Here is a 16,719-nt window from a genome sequence, read left to right as displayed (position 1 = left end):
CCATTGCGCCTTCCGTATGCGCGGTGGGCTCGCTGGCGTGTTCCATGCAACCATCACCTGGCCTGGGCTTCGACCGATGAATTCGAGCCTGGCTGGAAATCGGTGTTGGGCGCTACGAAGTCTTGCGGAAATTCCACTACTGGAAACTGGCCGTCCCAGTCTGGATCGATCCGTTTAATGCGTACGTCTAGTGGTGGGTGAGTGGCCATGGCGGTCTTCGCTCCGGCGGCAAAATACAAATGGCTGTACTCCCTGGCATGCACCGCTTGTAACTGTGAGCCCTGAGCGAGGCCACCAATTTTCTTCAGCGCACCGGCAATACTCTGTGGGTTGCGGGTGAACTGGACGGCTGAGGCATCGGCGAGAAACTCCCGCTTCCGGCTAACCGCGGATTTGATCAGGTTGCCGAAAAATGTGCCGGCATAACCCAGCACCCATAACGCGAATCCGGCAACTACGATCACTCGAAATGCGTTCATGATCTTGTCAATCAACGTTGGGGCGCGATCAGATACGCAGGAATCTGAGGCGGTGGAGTCGGATGAGCTGAGGTTGGGTACGGCGCGATGGGGTATGGCGCGCATGATGAGTTCGCCAATCAGTCCCAGCAGTAACAAGCCGTGAACCACCGCCGTCAAACGCGTATTGAGGCGCATGTCACCGTTGTAGATATGACTGAACTCGTGGGCAATCACACCTTGCAGTTCTTCACGACTGAGCAGTGCCAAAGCGCCTCGGGTGACGCCGATGACTGCATCCTCGGGCGTCAACCCGGCAGCGAAGGCGTTGATCGAAGCTTCATCCAGTACATAAACCGCCGGAACCGCAGCGCCCGAGGCGATAGCTATTTCCTCCACCACATTGAGCAATTGGCGTTCTTCCAGGTTTTGTGGCTCCAGGCTGATGAGGCGACCACCCAGACGCTCGGCTATCCACTTGCCACCCGCTCGTAATTCGTCGTTTTTGTAGAGGCTACCCAGCAGTACTACCGCGACCACAGAAAGGAATACATAGTGCAGTAGCTCCTCGTCAGATTGGTTGAGTGGCTGTCCTTCCGGGACGTGCAGTATCAGTATCAGTACCCCGCTGATGACGATAACCAGACTGAGTATTGCCGCCCCCATCAATAGCAGCAGAAGCACGGTATGGCGTCGGGCGCGAACTTGGTGTTCAAAATAATTCATTGGTTACTCCGATGACGCGTTTCAGTTAAACGACAGCTTTGGCGCGTCCTGGAGCTGTACGCTATCGGCAAATATCAACAGACTGGCCTCGGAACCATGACCGAACACGTTGGCCAGCAGCACCGGGGGGAAGGCCTGTTTGTAGGTGTTGTAAGACATGACCGCGTCATTGAACGCTTGGCGTGCGAAGGCCACTTTGTTCTCGGTGTTGGTCAGTTCTTCGCTCATCTGCTGCATGTTTTGCGAAGCCTTGAGGTCTGGGTAGGCCTCCATGGTCATCGTCAGGCGGCCCATTGCGCTCGACAGGGCACCTTCGGCTATTCCTAGTTGAGCCATTGCCTGGGGAGAGCCCGGCTGGGCTGTCGCTGCATTGAGACGTGCTATTGCACTGTTGCGTGCTGCGGTAACCGCTTCCAAGGTTTCACGCTCGTGGCTCAGGTAGGCCTTGGCTGTTTCCATCAGGTTGGGAATCAGGTCATAGCGGCGCTTGAGCTGTACCTCTATCTGAGCGAAGGCGTTTTGAAAGCGATTTCGCAGGGTTACTAGTTTGTTGTAGATGTTGATGGCGTAGAGTACTGGTATAAGTACAATAAAAAGAAGCACGGCGTTAGATATAAGCATGGAGATATCCTTCCGGTAATTAAAGTATCGAGTCTAATAGGGCGAAATTCCTCGGAAAGGATGAAATCGGCCGGGGATGGGCGATCTGCCATTGCAGTGCGAAAGCTTTGCCTTGCTCGATTTGTTCGGGAGACATCTGGTTGGATATTTTCACCATATCATCCTGTACAAACATAAGTTCTCCGCCGCGTCCGTCAAGAACCAGTAGTAGTGATGTTAGTCCGTAAGCTTTAACTAAATTGAGTGGGAAGCCAAAATAGGTCCGTAGGTGTGCGTATTCCGCCGCCAATAGTGCTACGCTATTTTGATAACCGGCTTTTGCGGACTCTTCAACCCAGTGACGTACCACGGCCATGTCACCGCGATCTTCATATACAATGAAGGCGTATTTGAGCATGGCTATTGGGTTGCCTTTTTCAGCGGCCGCTTTGAACCAGCGTTCAATTTCCTGACTGCGTTGCCAAGGTAGCCAGAAAAAACCTTCGCCATTGCGGTATCTGTCGGCTAACCAGTACTGAGCGATTGGAAATCCTGCCTCAGCAGATCTAACTAAGAACTCTGGCTTTCCCGTTATGCGATAAAAAACATACAACCCTTCAGGGTCTCCTTTTGCTGCCAGGTTTTTGGATGTTAGAAATAAATCCTGGCGCCATTCGTATTGCTTTTTAAAGTCGGTCGGGCAATTATTTGTTATTTCGCAAAACCCACCATCGCCTTTGCTGAGGCGAATAATTGCATAAAGGTTTCCTTGAGTTGCAGAGGCCTCAAGCAAGTTTCTAGCTTCTGCGGTCATTTGGCGGTTTTTGTTGAGTAGACTCTCTGCTAAATAAAATTGCGCCTCCGCATCACCGGCCTCAGCGGCAATGCGGAGCTCCGTTTCAGCGGGTTTATATTGGTTGTAGAGCATGATGCCGCGTTCTTTCGCCGCCTGCTGATCCGGCGACAGTGCAGCAAATGAATTTGTGGTAAAAATGGCATAAAAACTAAAGATTACTGTGCTCCATAGTATCCGAGCTTTAAAGTGGTGAAGGGAATTCATAGTCCCTCTCCTTTATATCGTGCCTCGCCGCCTGGGATATAATATCTGCCGTGATACTCGCGGTGCTCACAATGGTCATCCATCCTTGCACCAAGGAATGCAGTATGTTGTCTGTACTCAGCACGAACTGAATCAGCACCCGGACCAAAGAATCTCTGAGCGCCTATGGCCATGAAGTTGTCCATTTTCAACCTGTTTTCACAATACGACTTCCCCGGTGTTTTCGAGATCGTACCGAAGCGGTTCATTCGCATGAAAGCCTCTTCAAATTGCAATTGGCTGACAGGTGGTGTGCTTTTTTTATTCGCATCATCAACCATCCAATTCAGCAGTCGGTTTATAGCTGTTTGCTGAAGTGTTTGGGTCTCAGATTGGGTGTAATGCGTTTTGACTTGTGTCTGCTGTCCGGTTGTCGGATCGGTCTCATCGGAAATGGCATCAAACGCTTTCGCCTCACTAATCAGCGTCATAAAAATCGGGCCCAAGGTTTCCGGAGTGGCTTCCAAAACCCACTGCTCCAATTCAGTGGGATTTTTGTGGTTCATAATCGTATGCGCCAGCAATCCACCATTTTTATATTGGGTGTGCGCCACGACATCGAGATCGTTTGTCGTCTGCTGCGCCGGTGTCAATGCGGCATATGCCCATTTTGGAAAGCCGCCGAGTAGCAAAAAGAGTACGGAGGCGTGTAATAATTCTCGGTTACGTTGTTTAGAAAAATTCAAAACCCATCTTCCTTGTATTTCGGGATGCCGGACGTTCGTAAAGTTTTACTTTTGAGAATCTTATTTCGTCCATCAAAACAGTGAGTCCAATGGGTCAAGCCTCATCGGGAAGAATGAAATCGGTCGGGGGTAGGCGGTCTGCCATTCCAATGCGAAGGCTTTACCTTGCTCGATTTGTTCTGGAGTCATCTGAGCGGATAATTTCTCAATGTCGCGCTGTGTGAATCTCAATGTTCCGCCGCCTCCATCAAGAACTAATAACAATGATGTCAATCCATAGGCTTTGACTAAATCTCGTGGAAACCCGAAAAGACTCGGTGTGTGTGCATACTCCCCAGCCAGGTGCGCCACGCCATTTTGATAGCCGGTTTTCGCCGCCTCTTCAATCCAATGGCGCACCTCCGCCATGTCACCGCGATTCTCATGTAGGATAATGGCGTATTCAATCATGGCTTTTGGATTTCCATTTTCGGCAGATGCTTTAAACCAGCGCTCAACCTCCTGGCTGCGCTGCCAAGGTAGCCAGAAAAAACCTTCGCCATTGATGTAGCTTTTTGCCAGCCAATATTGAGCCAGTGGAAATCCAGCTTCTGCCGATTTAACTAAAAATGGAAGGTCGTCAACTGTTATCCAGTAAAGAATATACAATGCCTCTGCATCATTATTTTCGGCCTTGGCGCTTGCTAGTTCATAAGCTTTTTCAAGCCACTCCTCTGGGCTTTTCTGTCCTTTGGTGCAATTTCCAATCACTGTACATAGTCCATAGCGATTCCGAGAAAGCCGAACCATAGCGTACAGATTTCCTTGTTTTGCTGATGTTTCTAGCCACTCCTGTGCCTCTGCTGTCATATGGCGATTTTTACGGCGAAGGCTTTCTCCCAGGTAGAATTGAGCTTCCGAATCCCCGGCCTCAGCAGCTATGCGTAGCTCATTTTCAGCTGGCTTGTATTGGTTGTAGAGCGTGATTCCGCGCTCTTTCGCTGCCTGCTGAACTGGTGACAAAGCTGCAAAAGAATGCACTGAAAAAACGGCGCAGAGGCTAAGCAGTGCGGTAGTCCAGAGCGGTCTTAATTTAAAGTGTTCGGAGCGTTTCATTGATTTTCTCCTTTGTATCTTGCGAATCCGCCGGGTACATAATCTCTGCCGTAATAGGTGTGTCGCTCACAGAACACATCCATTCTTTTTCCTAGTAGCGCAGCGTTGGCTCTGTACTCGGCACGAGTTATTTCGGCTAATCGCTCATGTCTCTCTACTCCTTCAGTCATAAAGTTGTCAATTCTCAATCTTTCTGTGCAATATGACTGGCTCGGAGTTTCCGATTTAGTACCAAATCGGTTCATTCGCATGCATGCTTCTTCAAATTGCAGTTGCGCAGAAGGTAAGCTGCTTTTTTTCTTTGCGTTGCTAGTGATCCAGCTTAGTAGCTGGTTGATGGCGTGTTGCTGAAGTATCCAGCACTCTGACTTGCTGTAACTTTTTTTTATTTCAACTAATTTGTTTTTGTTATCCTTTCGTAAGGACGTGACTTCAAATGCTCTCGCCTCACTAATCAACGTCATAAACATCGGCCCCAAGGCTTCCGGAATTGCGTCAATAGTCCATTGTTCCAATTCAGCAGGTTTTTCGTAGTGCATAATAGTATGCGCCACCAACCCACCCTTACCCCTGCTGGTTATCACTTCACACAATTCAGCAATCTTGTCGAAGCCCATCAGGTAGAGCATCTGCGGATCCAACCCCGCAAGCCCCAGCAAGTTCATCTTGCTGAACAAATCCGCCGCACTGCCATCCACCCAATCCAAAGGCTCACCGCCGTTTTTATGCAGTTCGCGCCGGAACAAATTCAGCAGTTCAAAAACAGCGTCGTACCCCACCTCAAAGGCAAACGAACCCTGGCTACCAGGGCCAAAGACCAAGGCGGCTTTGATCCGCAGGATCAGCCGGCCTTTGTCGGCAGACAGGGCGAAGTCTGCCGAGGCGCCAACCCCTGCCGCAGCGCTGAGGTTGCCCTCCAGGCGTGCCAGGCTCAGCCACTGAGCACCGGTTTGCCGGGCGCGTTGTTCGGGGGTGAGTTTCAAGGTCAGGGCAGCCGTGCGCAGTGCTATCAGGTCTTTGGGCGGTGACCAGTTCAGGGCGCCAGTGAGGTGAACACCCGCCTGTACACCGGCAAACAGGTTAAAAGCCGCCTTGGCACCATCGTCGATCTGTACGTTGGCGGTTCTGCCGTTGACGTGCTGGGCGCTTCTTTTTGTGTGTGCGGTAGACAAGAGGCTAGAGGCAGGGGCCTCGGCATCCTGCAAGGCACTGAGCCCTGCGCCGTAGCGGGTGTTGAACGGCGTCAGGGCAAGGTTGGCCGAGGCCAGTGCCGCAGCGCCGGCAAAGCCCCAGGCACGGGCACCAAAGTGGAAGGAAAAACTACCGATGTTCATCTCGGTATCGCCCGAGCCATCGGCGTTCTTGTAGGTGAGCTTGATGTCCTCGGCTTCGTGGCGCTTGGGCCAATCGAGCTTGAACAGTTCGACTTCGCCCCGAGCCAGGTGGACCTCCATCTGCACGCTGGCCGAGGCTTTGATGCCGAAGGGAGAAAGGGTGCTGCTGGTCGTGACGCTTTGTTGCACGTTACCGGTCTTGGGTGCCAGGCAACGAACCAGTTGGGCTTGTGGGCTGGCGTCAAACAGACGCAGCTTACGTTGCACACCGGCGAAGAACAGCATCTGGCGCAGGTGCCGACCCCAGGTGTGGCGCTGCTCGGCACTGGCCAGGGTTTTTACTTGGTAGCCTTGTTTGAGCAGCTCGCTGTGGAACAGTTCGACCTCAAAGTAACCCTCGGGGTCAAACCACTCGCCCTGGTCGTCAATCGGCACGGCGCCCATGGCGCTGAGCCATTCATGGAAGTCGCTGTGGGCCTGGTCTTTCGCTGACTTGCCGGTGCTGTTGCCCGCGAAATTGATCGTGCTCTTGTCCTTAAGCCCCTTGAGCAGCGTCAGGCTGATATGACGCACTGGCGAACCGCTGCTGGGCCAGCTGATTTCCCGCAGCGGGAAGTTCGGTTTGGCCAGGCGTTGCAGTGGCGTGGGCTGGAACTGCTCGGGCTCCCAGAGGAAATGGCGGCGCGGCAGGCTCGAGGCGACATTGTTTCGCGCTTGTTCATAGATGGCATCCAACCGGCTTTGCAGGGCGGCCCAGTTGGCACGTTCTGTCGACACCAGGCTGCCGGGCGCCTGGGTGTTCTCACCGCTGGCTTTGATCCACGCCTCGTACGTGTCGAACATGCGCTGCTTGCATTGGGCCTGTTGCTGCTGCAGCGCCAGATACTCCTTGAGCGCGCGCACGCCGGTTTCAATGTCGCTGCCTTGGCACAACGCCAGCTCGGGCAGGGCAATGCCGTAGTTGGCGGCGCTGTGGATCGCCTCAAGGTACGCTGCGTAAGCGTCCTTTGCCGCCTCCATGGGGGGCAAGGCGTAGCCGCTCAACAGCTGACCTTCACAGTCGATCAGGCAATTTTGCAGTTTGTCGTGATACTCGCTGACGGCCTGCACGGCCCTGGCCACCTCATCGACAGAGAAGGCTGTGAGCTTGGCCCGCTCGCGCAGGTACGTCTGGATGATGTTGCGAACTTCGATGGTTTCAGGCGTGAACAGGGTGCCGTTCTCGATCACATAACCTAGACGCGTGGCTTGCGCTCGGGCGAGGTCGGCCAGTTGTTGCCATTCCTCGTGAAGCTTTGTCATCGATATGTATTTTTTGCGGTTTTCTTCCAACCGTTCGTTGAATTCCCACGCTAACTGATGACGGTCGACACTTTCGTTCCCCGTTTTTTTAGCGGCCAGATTGCGCTGTCGTTCTTCTGCTGCCGCCTTGGCCGTCAGGGCATAACGCGGGTCAGCAATCAACGGCTCCTGCGCCTCGATTTCAAGCATCCGCGCCTTCTGCTTGCCTTCAAGAAAGTTGGCCAGCTTGGGTTCGAGGAAGTAGTCGAGCAGGTCGCAGGCGTACAGGCCCTGCTGGCGTTCCTCCACGCTCTTGCCTGGGGCAATCAGTTTGTCCAGCGTGCTGGCGCACTCCTGGAGCGTGTCGGACGCTTCGGCGGAAAGTAGCCAGAACTTTTTTTCGTTGGTGGCATAGATGATGTCGGCGTACACCGGCGAGCAGGGGAGCTTTTCCTGTGTGGCAAAACTGAAGTCGCGGGTCGGCTTGGGCTTGGTTTGTGGGTCAAGCGCGAGGCAAGGGGCGGTGTGGTTGCTCGATTCCATTAGTGTTAATTGCTCCTTGAGTCAGGTAAGGCGAGCAGTTGTTCGACCTTGGCAAAGGCGGAATCAGTGCTGCGTAGAATGGCCATGACGGCAGGCTCAGAGGCGAGGCTGGGGTGCGTTATCAGCTTGGCTAACTGAAGGAGATGCCTGTGCTTGGTGAGCTGGTGTTCAAGCATCAGGTTGAGGTTGTCGATCAACGCGGGGAGTTGTTTGACATCCGGCGAGTTAAAAGCGGCGTGTTCCTGGTCCAGCCAATACACCCAGCGCAAGGTGATGTAGGTCGGCTGGGTGCGCGGCGGCAGGCTGAGCAGCGCGTGGGTCGGCGTTTGGCCGGGATGTTCTGTTTGCCAGCTCAACCAGCCCGGCTCCAGCCCGTGGATATGGCGCGGGGAGGGCGCATACAGCGCTGACCAAGGGCCCAGCAACAGGGGCATTGATGACGCGTCGGTAGTGCCCAGCAGGGCTGCGCACAAGGCCGGCTGATAATAGGTCATCCAACTTTGCCCACCGGTGCCGTCATTGACTTTCAGCAGCCAGCGCGCATGGGCGAGTGCCTGTTCACGGTCGCTGGCGGCAATCACTATGCCGGCATGGTGATGCTGACACAGCTGCATACACCACTGAGCGAGGTCGCTTTGCGGCTCGGCGCTGAGCCAGATCGGCCCGTTGGTTGCCCGCGAGGTGAAGTCGGTACCGATGAGCAGAAAGTCGAAGGCGTACACGTGCTGTGCCGCAAGCTCTTGCACCAGACCGGGATACAGTGCTTGGTCAAGGATGAAGTGCAGCGGCTGGTCTGTTGCCATCAAGCCGTTGTGCCGCGGTTGCTGGATGAAGTCGATCAACCCTTCTTGCATGCGCAGTCTCCTCGGCTGCAGGCGCCATTGCTTTGCTTGCCACAGAGCGGGTGAATGCCGGGCGGGATGGCGCCGGATGACGCCAGAGTGGGTACCAGTGTCTCGGGGGAAGACAACCCCTCGAGCCTGCCGGGCAATAGCGGTGCTGCAGCGGTTCCGGCGATGGGTGCGCCACCCGTTTGGATGTCGGTACTGCTGAAGATGCCGCCAGGGCCGATGACGATGTGCTGGCCGCCTGCTTTCAGGGTGATGCCGGCCCCGGTATCGACAATCAGGTGCGCACCGGCTTTGAGGTGGATTTGCTGGCCGGCGTCCACCACCAGCGCTTGTCCAACACGGGTGTGGCTGCTGTCGGCAATGTGCAGGTAGTCGTTGGATCTAAGCTCGACCTTGCGGTCGGCGGTCACCGTGCGCTGGTCTTCGGCTTCAAGCACCGCAATGCTGTTGCCCTTGATGGTTTCCCGGTATTCGTTGCCCACCTGCAGGCGGCTGTCGTGTTCGATGTTTTGCTCCAGATCGCGCTGGGCGCGCAGGTAGATCAGTTCCTGGCCGCTGCGGTCTTCAAGCGACAGTTCGTTGTAGCCGCTGCTGTCGGGTGTGCTGCGGCTGCGTAGTACGGTTTTGGTTTTGTTGGCAGGTAAGGGGTAGGGCGGTGGGGTGCGCGTGTTGGTCAGGCAGCCAGTAATCAACGGCTGGTCGGGGTTGCCCTCCTGGAAGGTGACCAACACTTCCATGCCGATGCGCGGGATGGTGACTGCGCCGAAACGCTCGCCCGCCCAGTTGGAGGCGACCCGCAGCCAGCAGCTGCTGTTGTCGCTGTTCAGTTCGGCACGGTCCCAGTGGAACTCGACTTTGACCCGACCGTGCTCATCGCAATAGATTTCTTCGCCCTCGGGCCCGGTGACGCGGGCGGTCTGGCTGACCAACAGTGCCTCACGGCTGACCAGCGGCGGACGGTAGAACACGTCCCAGGGAATGGCGCTGAAACTGTTGCGGTAGCCTTGGTTGAAGCCGTCTTTGGCTTGCCCAACGCTGCTGGCCGCTTCCTCAAACACCTGCGGCTGCTTGCCTTCGTGGCTCACGCTGAGCAGTAACCACAGGTCGTTGCAGGCGTTGCGCGGATGCTCGGTGAGGCCGAAGAAGTGACCGCTGCGCAGCGCGGGTTGGTCGCTTTCACCTTCGGCCAATTGGTAGTCGAGACGGTGGCGTTCCAGAGCCTGGCGGGCCAGCTGCTTGCTGCGCTCTTCAGTGTCGAAGGGCATTGGGTAGCGGTAGTCTTCAAGGGCGGGGGTGAAGTCGGCGCGCTGTCGGCTTTCGAGCAAGCGGCTCGGGCGTTTGAGGTCATAGTCGCGGTGGGTGACGCGGCTGGTGCGGGTGCTGAAACGCTGGCTGAACTGGCTGACCACCGGATGATCGGCGACCATGCCAGCACCTTGTCGATAGGGTGTTGCCGCCAGTTTGGGGAAGAAGCTCTGATGGTCGGTGAACACCAGGTGGTGGCCATCGGCGCTGTGCTGGTGGTGCCAGGCGATGCCTTCTTCACTGCACAGGCGCTGGATGAAGCTGAAGTCGGAGGCATCACCGTATTGCGTGCAGTAGTCGCGCTCCGGGCTGGGGCTGACATGGAAGGTAAAGGCATCGGCCTGAATGCCATGTTCCTGCAACACCTGAGTAATGATCTGCGGCACGGTCATGTGCTGGAAAATTCGCTGGTTGTGGCTGAACTGCAGGTAATGCAGGGCCGGGACCAGGGTGATTTGATAGCGGGTCAGGCGCCTGCCGGGCTCACCGACCTGGGCGTTTTCGATCCGCCCGTGGAGGCCTTCGCCGTTGTGGCCGAATTGCAGGAAGGCGGGTTGACCGAGCAGGCTTTCGATAGCAAAGTCGGGGTATTCGCTGACCAGCTCCACCTGAATTGCGTACAGGGAACTGATGGTTTCCGTGCCGTGGAAGGCAAGGACTTTGAAGTCGTTGCGAACGGTGGGGATTGTTAACGTAAAACGCGCGCAGTGGGCCGAGGTCGACATAGGCTTGTTTTTCCTTAAACGGGTAGAAAATCAACCCCGGAAAAGCTACCTAGGTTTACTTAGGAAATATGTCAGACGCTTCCGAAAGTGCGCCCGCATTTGCCAATTGTGGGGGCGGACTTGCTGTAGGAGCGGGCTTGCCCCGCGATAGCGATCTGTCAGTCACACCGAATCGCGGGGCAAGCCCGCTCCTACAAAGGCAGCTGCCCCACAGGTGGCTTGAACGAATCAGGCCTGCTCGGCTTTTTCCAGCGGCTTGTCGAAGGCAACGAACAGTTGGTCGGCGGTGATCGCGCCCAGGTCCAGGCGCATGTTGGCTTCGAGCATGGCGAACAACCGGGTGAACACTTCGAACACTTTGCAGTGGTCTTCCAGGCCGGAGAAGGGGTTGTCGATTTTCTCGGCGATCAGTGAGCTTTCCTGTACCGCGTCATACACCTCACGCAAAGTGATTTCGCTGGCCGGGCGGGCCAGGGTCAGGCCGCCGTGGGCGCCACGCCAGGACTTGAGGATGTTGGCCTTGACCATCAGCGAGACCAGGCTGCGCACACGCGTGGGGTGGGTTTTGACCCATTTGGCGATGGTCTCGGTGCGCAGCTTCTGCGGGGCATTGGCGGCCACGAACGACAAGATGTACGAGGCGGTGATCAGGCGGGTTGACTGGCTCATGATCTGCAAATTCCTTTGAAAAATCCCTGTGTAGAAGAGGGCTTGCCCCGCGATTGCGGTGTGCCCTTTATATCGCATTGCGGGGCAAGCCCGCGCCTACAGTAAAAAGCACCGCTGAGGGGCTTGGCAGCAGCGTGTCATTGAGTCTAATGTAATTGTCACGATGACAAATACAAATATTTGCAGCATCGATGCGTGCGAAGTCGGCTGAATCCTTTTCTCTGCGGTTCAACAGGGGCAATGCCATGAGCGATAACAACAACAAAATTACTCAAGCGATGCACGACGGTGGCTTGCCACGTCGCGATTTTCTCAAATACAGCGCCACCGCCGCTGCAGTAGCCGGGGCGTTTTCTCTGGGCTTGCCGATGCGTGGCTGGGCCGAAGAAGCCACCCCCAAAGCCGGCGGCGTGCTGCGCATGGGCCTGGCCGGTGGCAGTACCACCGACTCTCTGGATCCAGGCACCTGGGCCGACACCTTTACCTTTGTCGGCTTCTCGGCGGTGTACAACACCCTGACCGAAATCGGCGTTGATGGCAGCGCCATTCCAGAGCTGGCAGAGCGCTGGGAACTGAGCCCGGATGCGCGTATCTGGACCTTCACCCTGCGCCAAGGGGTGACGTTCCATAATGGCAAAACCCTCGACGCCCATGACGTGGTGGCCTCAATCCAGCACCATCTGGGCGACAGTTCCACGTCGGCGGCCAAGACCGTTCTGGGCGAAGTGGCCCAGGTTCGTGCTCAAGGCACCGATACCGTGGTGTTCGAACTGCGTTCGGGCAACGTCGACTTTGCCTACGTGGTGGCCGACTATCACCTGGCAATCATGCCTGCCAAAGACGGCAAATCCGACTGGCAGGCGGGCGTTGGCACCGGCGGCTATCGCCTCAAGGGCTTCGAGCCGGGCGTGCGCATGGACCTGGAGCGCAGCCCGGATTACTGGAAAGCCGGACGCGCACACTTTGCCAGTGCCGAGCTGCTGGCGATTGCCGATGGTGCTGCACGGGTCAATGCCTTGGTCACCGGCCAGGTCGATGTGATCAACAAGGTCGACCTGAAAACCGTGGCCTTGCTCAAGCGCAACCCGAATCTGGCCATCGAAGAAACCAAAGGCGCCCAGCACTACACCTTCCCGATGCTGACCGACAGCACGCAGTTCCAGGACAACAACATCCGCCTGGCGCTCAAGCATGCGATCAACCGTGAAACCTTGTTGGCGTCGGTGCTATATGGCTATGGCCAGATTGGCAACGATCATCCGATCCAGCCCGGCAGCCGCTTCATCAATGCTGCCTTGGAGCAGCGCAGCTACGACCCGGACAAGGCGCGCTTCTACCTGCGTCAGGCCGGTGTCGATTCGCTCAAAGTGCGCCTGCAAGCATCCGATGCGGCCTACACCGGCGCAGTGGATGCGTCAGTGTTGTTCAAGGAGCAGGCGCGTCTGGCTGGCATCGATATCGATGTGGTCCGTGAACCTGCCGACGGCTATTTCACCAATGTGTGGATGAAACAACCGTTCACCGCCTCGTTCTTTTACAGCAGCCTGACCGCCGACCGCATGTTCAGCATCGGTTACGCCAAAGGCGCGGCATGGAACGAGACGCACTGGGACAACCCACGTTTCAACCAGCTGCTCAATGCCGCACGGGGCGAGATGAACGCGCCGCTGCGCCAGGAAATGTACAACGAAATGCAGGCCCTGTGCCGCGACGAAGGCGGGGCTATCGTGCCGCTGTTCGCCAGCTCCGTGGCGGCGCGCTCCAAGCGCGTCACCCATGGCGGCACGACCGCGCCTTACGGCGAGCTCGACGGCCTGCGCCTGATCGAACGCTGGTGGCAAGCCTGAGGCTGACGCTGCACTGCCACCTTTCGTTGTGCCTGTTCGAGGAGCTGTCTGGTGAAGAGTCTTTATAAACTGCTTGTGCAGCGCCTGGCCCTGGGCCTGTTGTCGCTGTTTGCGGTGTCGGTGATTATCTTTCTGGCGGTGAGCATGCTGCCGGGCGACGTGGCTCAGGCCATGCTCGGCCAGGCCGCCACGCCGGAAACCGTGGCGGCGCTGCGCAGCCAACTGGGGATCGACGTGCCGGCACTGACCCGCTTTGGCCAGTGGGCCTGGCAACTGCTGCACGGTGATCTGGGGTTGTCGCTGGCCAACCAGCGACCCATCGCCGAGTTGATTGGTGCGCGGTTGGGCAACACTTTCAGCCTGGCCTTGCTGGCTGCGCTGGTGTCGGTGCCGGTGGCGCTGCTGTTGGGCATGCTTGCGGCGCTGTACCGCAACAGCTGGTTCGACCGCCTGCTCAATACCAGTGCCCTGAGTGCGGTGTCGTTTCCGGAGTTCTTTGTCGCTTACATCCTGATTCTGGTGTTTGCGGTGAAGCTGAACTGGTTGCCGAGTATCTCCAACCTCGCACCTGGCGCCAGCTTCGGCGAGGTACTGGAGCGCTCGCTGTTGCCGGTGCTGACCCTGAGCCTGGTGGTGATCGCGCAAATGATGCGCATGACCCGTGCCGCGCTGATCAATCTGCTGGCCAGCCCGTATATCGAAATGGCCCGGCTCAAAGGTATCCGCCCGGCGCGGATCATCTTCCACCATGCCTTGCCCAATGCCCTGGCGCCGATCATCAACGTGGTGGCGCTGAACCTGGCCTATCTGGTGGTGGGTGTGGTGGTGGTCGAGGTGGTGTTCGTCTACCCGGGGCTGGGGCAGTTGCTGGTCGACTCGGTGGCCAAGCGCGACATCCCGGTGGTGCAGGCCTGCAGCCTGATCTTTGCCGCCACCTACATCTTGCTCAATACCACGGCGGACGTGCTGTCGATTGCCAGCAACCCGCGCCTGATGCATCCGAAGGGGTAAGCCATGAGACTGATTAAAACATTGCTACGGGCGCCGTTGAGCGCCCAGTTCGGCCTGCTGGTAATTGCTTTGTATGTGTTGGTCGCCCTGTTCGCACCGATGCTGGCGCCTTATGGCGAAACCCAGGTCGTGGGTGAGGGTTTCGCGCCATGGGGCGGCGACTTTCTGCTGGGCACCGACAACCTTGGGCGCGACATGTTCAGCCGCCTGGTGTACGGCGCTCGCAACACCTTGGGCATTGCCTTTCTGACCACTCTGCTGGCTTTTGCCCTTGGTGGTTTCTGCGGGCTGGTAGCGGCGATCAAGGGTGGCTGGATCGATCAAGGCCTGTCGCGCTTGGTGGACATTCTTATGGCCATTCCGCAACTGATCTTCGCCTTGCTGATCCTCAGCGTGGTCGGCACCACCGCCACCTCGCTGGTGCTGGTGATCGCCTTGCTCGATGCTACCCGGGTGTTTCGTCTGTCACGGGCGGTGGCCATGAACGTAGTGGTTCAGGACTTTGTCGAGGCGGCCCGGCTGCGCGGCGAGGGGCTGTGGTGGCTGGTCAGCCGTGAAGTGCTGCCCAATGCCGCTGCACCGCTGGTTGCTGAGTTTGGCCTGCGCTTTTGCTTTGTCTTTCTGTTCATCAGTGCGCTGTCGTTCCTTGGCCTCGGCATTCAACCACCGACGGCTGACTGGGGCAGCATGGTGCGCGATAACGCCGTGCTGATCACCTTCGGTGACATCAGCCCGTTATTGCCTGCGCTGGCCGTGGCGTTGATCACCGTCAGCGTCAACTTCGTCGTGGATTGGGTGCTGCACGCATCCAGCGGCCTCAAGGAGTGCTGAGCATGACCCTCAAGAATCATGAGAAACCGCTGCTGGAAATCCGCGACCTACGCATCGAAGGGCACTATGAAGATGCCTGGCACCCGTTGATCAAAGGCATCGACCTGACCCTGCAACGTGGTGAGGTGCTTGGCCTGATCGGTGAGTCGGGGGCCGGTAAGTCGACCTTGGGCTTGGCGTCGATGGGCTATGTGCGTGCGGGATGCCGGATCACCGGTGGTTCGGTGCGTTTCGACGGTATGGAGTTGGTTGGCGCCAAGGCTGAAACGTTGCGCAAATTGCGCGGGCTGCGCATCGCCTATGTTGCACAAAGTGCCGCCGCCTCGTTCAACCCGGCTCATCGCCTGATCGATCAGCATGTTGAAACGGCGGTGAAAAACGGCGGCATCGACCGCGCCCAGGCGCAAGCGGAGGCTGTGGAGCTGTACCGGGTGCTACGCCTGCCCAACCCCGAGCAGATTGGCCAGCGCTACCCGCACCAGGTGTCGGGCGGGCAGTTGCAACGGGTGATGACCGCGATGGCCATGGCTTGCCATCCTGATTTGATCATCTTTGACGAGCCGACCACGGCGCTGGATGTAACCACTCAGATTGAAGTGCTGGCGGCGATCCGCGATGCGGTCAAGACCTACGGCAGCGCGGCGCTGTATATCAGCCACGACCTCGCCGTGGTGGCGCAGATGGCCGACCGCATCATGGTCTTGCGTCATGGCAAGCTGGTAGAGGAGGCCGATACCCGGCGCATGCTCGATGCACCACAACAGGACTACACCAAATCGCTGTGGGCGGTGCGCAGCTTCCGTACCGAGCCCAAACCCTGCCCGGCGCAGCAACTACCGTTGCTGGAAGTACGTCAGGCCTGCGCCAGCTACGGGCAGCAGCCGGTGTTGCACGACGTCTCATTGAAGCTGCACCGTGGCCAGACCCTGGCGGTGATCGGTGAGTCAGGCAGTGGCAAAAGCTCCACGGCACGGCTAATTACCGGCCTGCTGCCACCGACGGCAGGGCAGGTGCTGTACGACGGCCAAGCGTTGCCAGCTGATTTCCGCCGCCGCAGCAAGGAGCAGTTGCGCCGTATTCAGATGATCTACCAGATCCCCGACACCGCGCTTAACCCACGCCAGCGCATCGTCGACATCATCGGTCGACCATTGAGCTTCTACCTGGGGCTTAAAGGCCAGGCATTGCGCCAGCGGGTGGCCGAGCTGCTGGAGATGATCGAGCTGGAACCGGCGGTGTACATGGAGCGCCAGCCGCGGGAACTGTCGGGTGGGCAAAAGCAGCGGATCTGTATTGCCCGGGCCCTAGCGGCGGAACCGCAGTTGATCATTTGCGACGAAGTGACTTCGGCGCTGGATCAACTGGTGGCCGAAGGCGTGCTGAAACTGCTCAACCGTATCCAGCAACAGTTGGGGGTGGCTTATCTGTTCATCACCCATGACGTGGCTACCGTGCGCGCCATCGCCGATGAAGTGCTGGTGATGCAGCGCGGGCGGGTGGTTGACCATGGCAGTCGTGATGCCATCTTCAGCCCGCCTTACCGCGACTACACCGGGCTGCTGTTTTCTTCGGAGCCGGAAATGGACCCTGACTGGCTCAATCGCTTGCTCGCGGCTCGTGCCGAATCTTCTACCTTGCAACCTGTTTAAGGAACGCTG

Annotated in this window: 13 protein-coding genes; 4 read left to right on the top strand and 9 right to left on the bottom strand. The window is 57.4% G+C overall.

Going from position 1 to position 16,719, the window contains the following annotated elements:
• Positions 1-53: 53 nt before the first annotated feature.
• From E1573_RS10055 to E1573_RS10015, 9 genes are all read right to left on the bottom strand, one after another.
• Positions 54-1,184 (bottom strand): M48 family metalloprotease, encoded by a 1,131-nt coding sequence (locus E1573_RS10055; RefSeq protein ID WP_133213118.1) that lies wholly within the window; start codon positions 1,182-1,184, stop codon positions 54-56.
• A 21-nt stretch (positions 1,185-1,205) separates the two neighbouring features.
• On the bottom strand, positions 1,206-1,805 hold the full coding sequence (locus E1573_RS10050; RefSeq protein ID WP_133213116.1) for a LemA family protein: 600 nt from the start codon (positions 1,803-1,805) through the stop codon (positions 1,206-1,208).
• 19 nt (positions 1,806-1,824) lie between these two features.
• Complete coding sequence (locus E1573_RS10045) at positions 1,825-2,844, bottom strand: tetratricopeptide repeat protein (RefSeq protein ID WP_133213114.1); 1,020 nt, start codon at positions 2,842-2,844, stop codon at positions 1,825-1,827.
• Positions 2,841-3,569, bottom strand: a complete 729-nt coding sequence (locus E1573_RS10040; RefSeq protein ID WP_133213112.1) for a hypothetical protein — start codon at positions 3,567-3,569, stop codon at positions 2,841-2,843. The genes E1573_RS10045 and E1573_RS10040 overlap by 4 nt, the downstream gene beginning before the upstream one ends.
• Before the next feature lie 72 nt (positions 3,570-3,641).
• Positions 3,642-4,664 (bottom strand): tetratricopeptide repeat protein, encoded by a 1,023-nt coding sequence (locus E1573_RS10035; protein ID WP_133213110.1) that lies wholly within the window; start codon positions 4,662-4,664, stop codon positions 3,642-3,644.
• Positions 4,661-7,489: a hypothetical protein gene (locus tag E1573_RS10030; protein ID WP_133213108.1), complete on the bottom strand. Its 2,829-nt coding sequence runs from the start codon at positions 7,487-7,489 to the stop codon at positions 4,661-4,663. The genes E1573_RS10035 and E1573_RS10030 overlap by 4 nt, the downstream gene beginning before the upstream one ends.
• Before the next feature lie 338 nt (positions 7,490-7,827).
• On the bottom strand, positions 7,828-8,676 hold the full coding sequence (locus tag E1573_RS10025; protein WP_133213106.1) for a DUF4123 domain-containing protein: 849 nt from the start codon (positions 8,674-8,676) through the stop codon (positions 7,828-7,830).
• The gene (locus E1573_RS10020; protein WP_133213104.1) at positions 8,661-10,703 is read right to left on the bottom strand and encodes a type VI secretion system tip protein VgrG; all 2,043 of its coding nucleotides are present in this window, start codon (positions 10,701-10,703) and stop codon (positions 8,661-8,663) included. Before E1573_RS10020 ends, E1573_RS10025 begins: the two co-directional genes overlap by 16 nt.
• Before the next feature lie 228 nt (positions 10,704-10,931).
• Positions 10,932-11,372: an Rrf2 family transcriptional regulator gene (locus E1573_RS10015; protein WP_133213102.1), complete on the bottom strand. Its 441-nt coding sequence runs from the start codon at positions 11,370-11,372 to the stop codon at positions 10,932-10,934.
• A gap of 245 nt (positions 11,373-11,617) precedes the next feature.
• On the opposite strand from E1573_RS10015, the gene E1573_RS10010 reads away from it, so the two are divergent.
• Genes E1573_RS10010 through E1573_RS09995 form a run of 4 tightly spaced genes read left to right on the top strand, consistent with a single transcriptional unit; the run spans position 11,618 to position 16,710 of the window.
• Complete coding sequence (locus E1573_RS10010; protein WP_133213100.1) at positions 11,618-13,219, top strand: ABC transporter substrate-binding protein; 1,602 nt, start codon at positions 11,618-11,620, stop codon at positions 13,217-13,219.
• 51 nt (positions 13,220-13,270) lie between these two features.
• Positions 13,271-14,230 carry an ABC transporter permease gene (locus tag E1573_RS10005; protein ID WP_133213098.1) on the top strand — a complete coding sequence of 320 codons (960 nt, stop codon included), beginning with the start codon at positions 13,271-13,273 and terminating at the stop codon, positions 14,228-14,230.
• A gap of 3 nt (positions 14,231-14,233) precedes the next feature.
• The gene (locus E1573_RS10000) at positions 14,234-15,061 is read left to right on the top strand and encodes an ABC transporter permease (protein ID WP_133213096.1); all 828 of its coding nucleotides are present in this window, start codon (positions 14,234-14,236) and stop codon (positions 15,059-15,061) included.
• Positions 15,062-15,063: 2 nt separating this feature from the next.
• Positions 15,064-16,710 (top strand): ABC transporter ATP-binding protein, encoded by a 1,647-nt coding sequence (locus tag E1573_RS09995; protein WP_133213094.1) that lies wholly within the window; start codon positions 15,064-15,066, stop codon positions 16,708-16,710.
• Positions 16,711-16,719 lie beyond the last annotated feature (9 nt).

It is taken from the genome of Pseudomonas sp. H9 (assembly GCF_004353925.1).
Classification (GTDB): Bacteria; Pseudomonadota; Gammaproteobacteria; order Pseudomonadales; family Pseudomonadaceae; genus Aquipseudomonas.
Note: the sequence above shows the minus strand (reverse complement) of the source record. Positions and strands in the feature narration are given on the sequence as shown.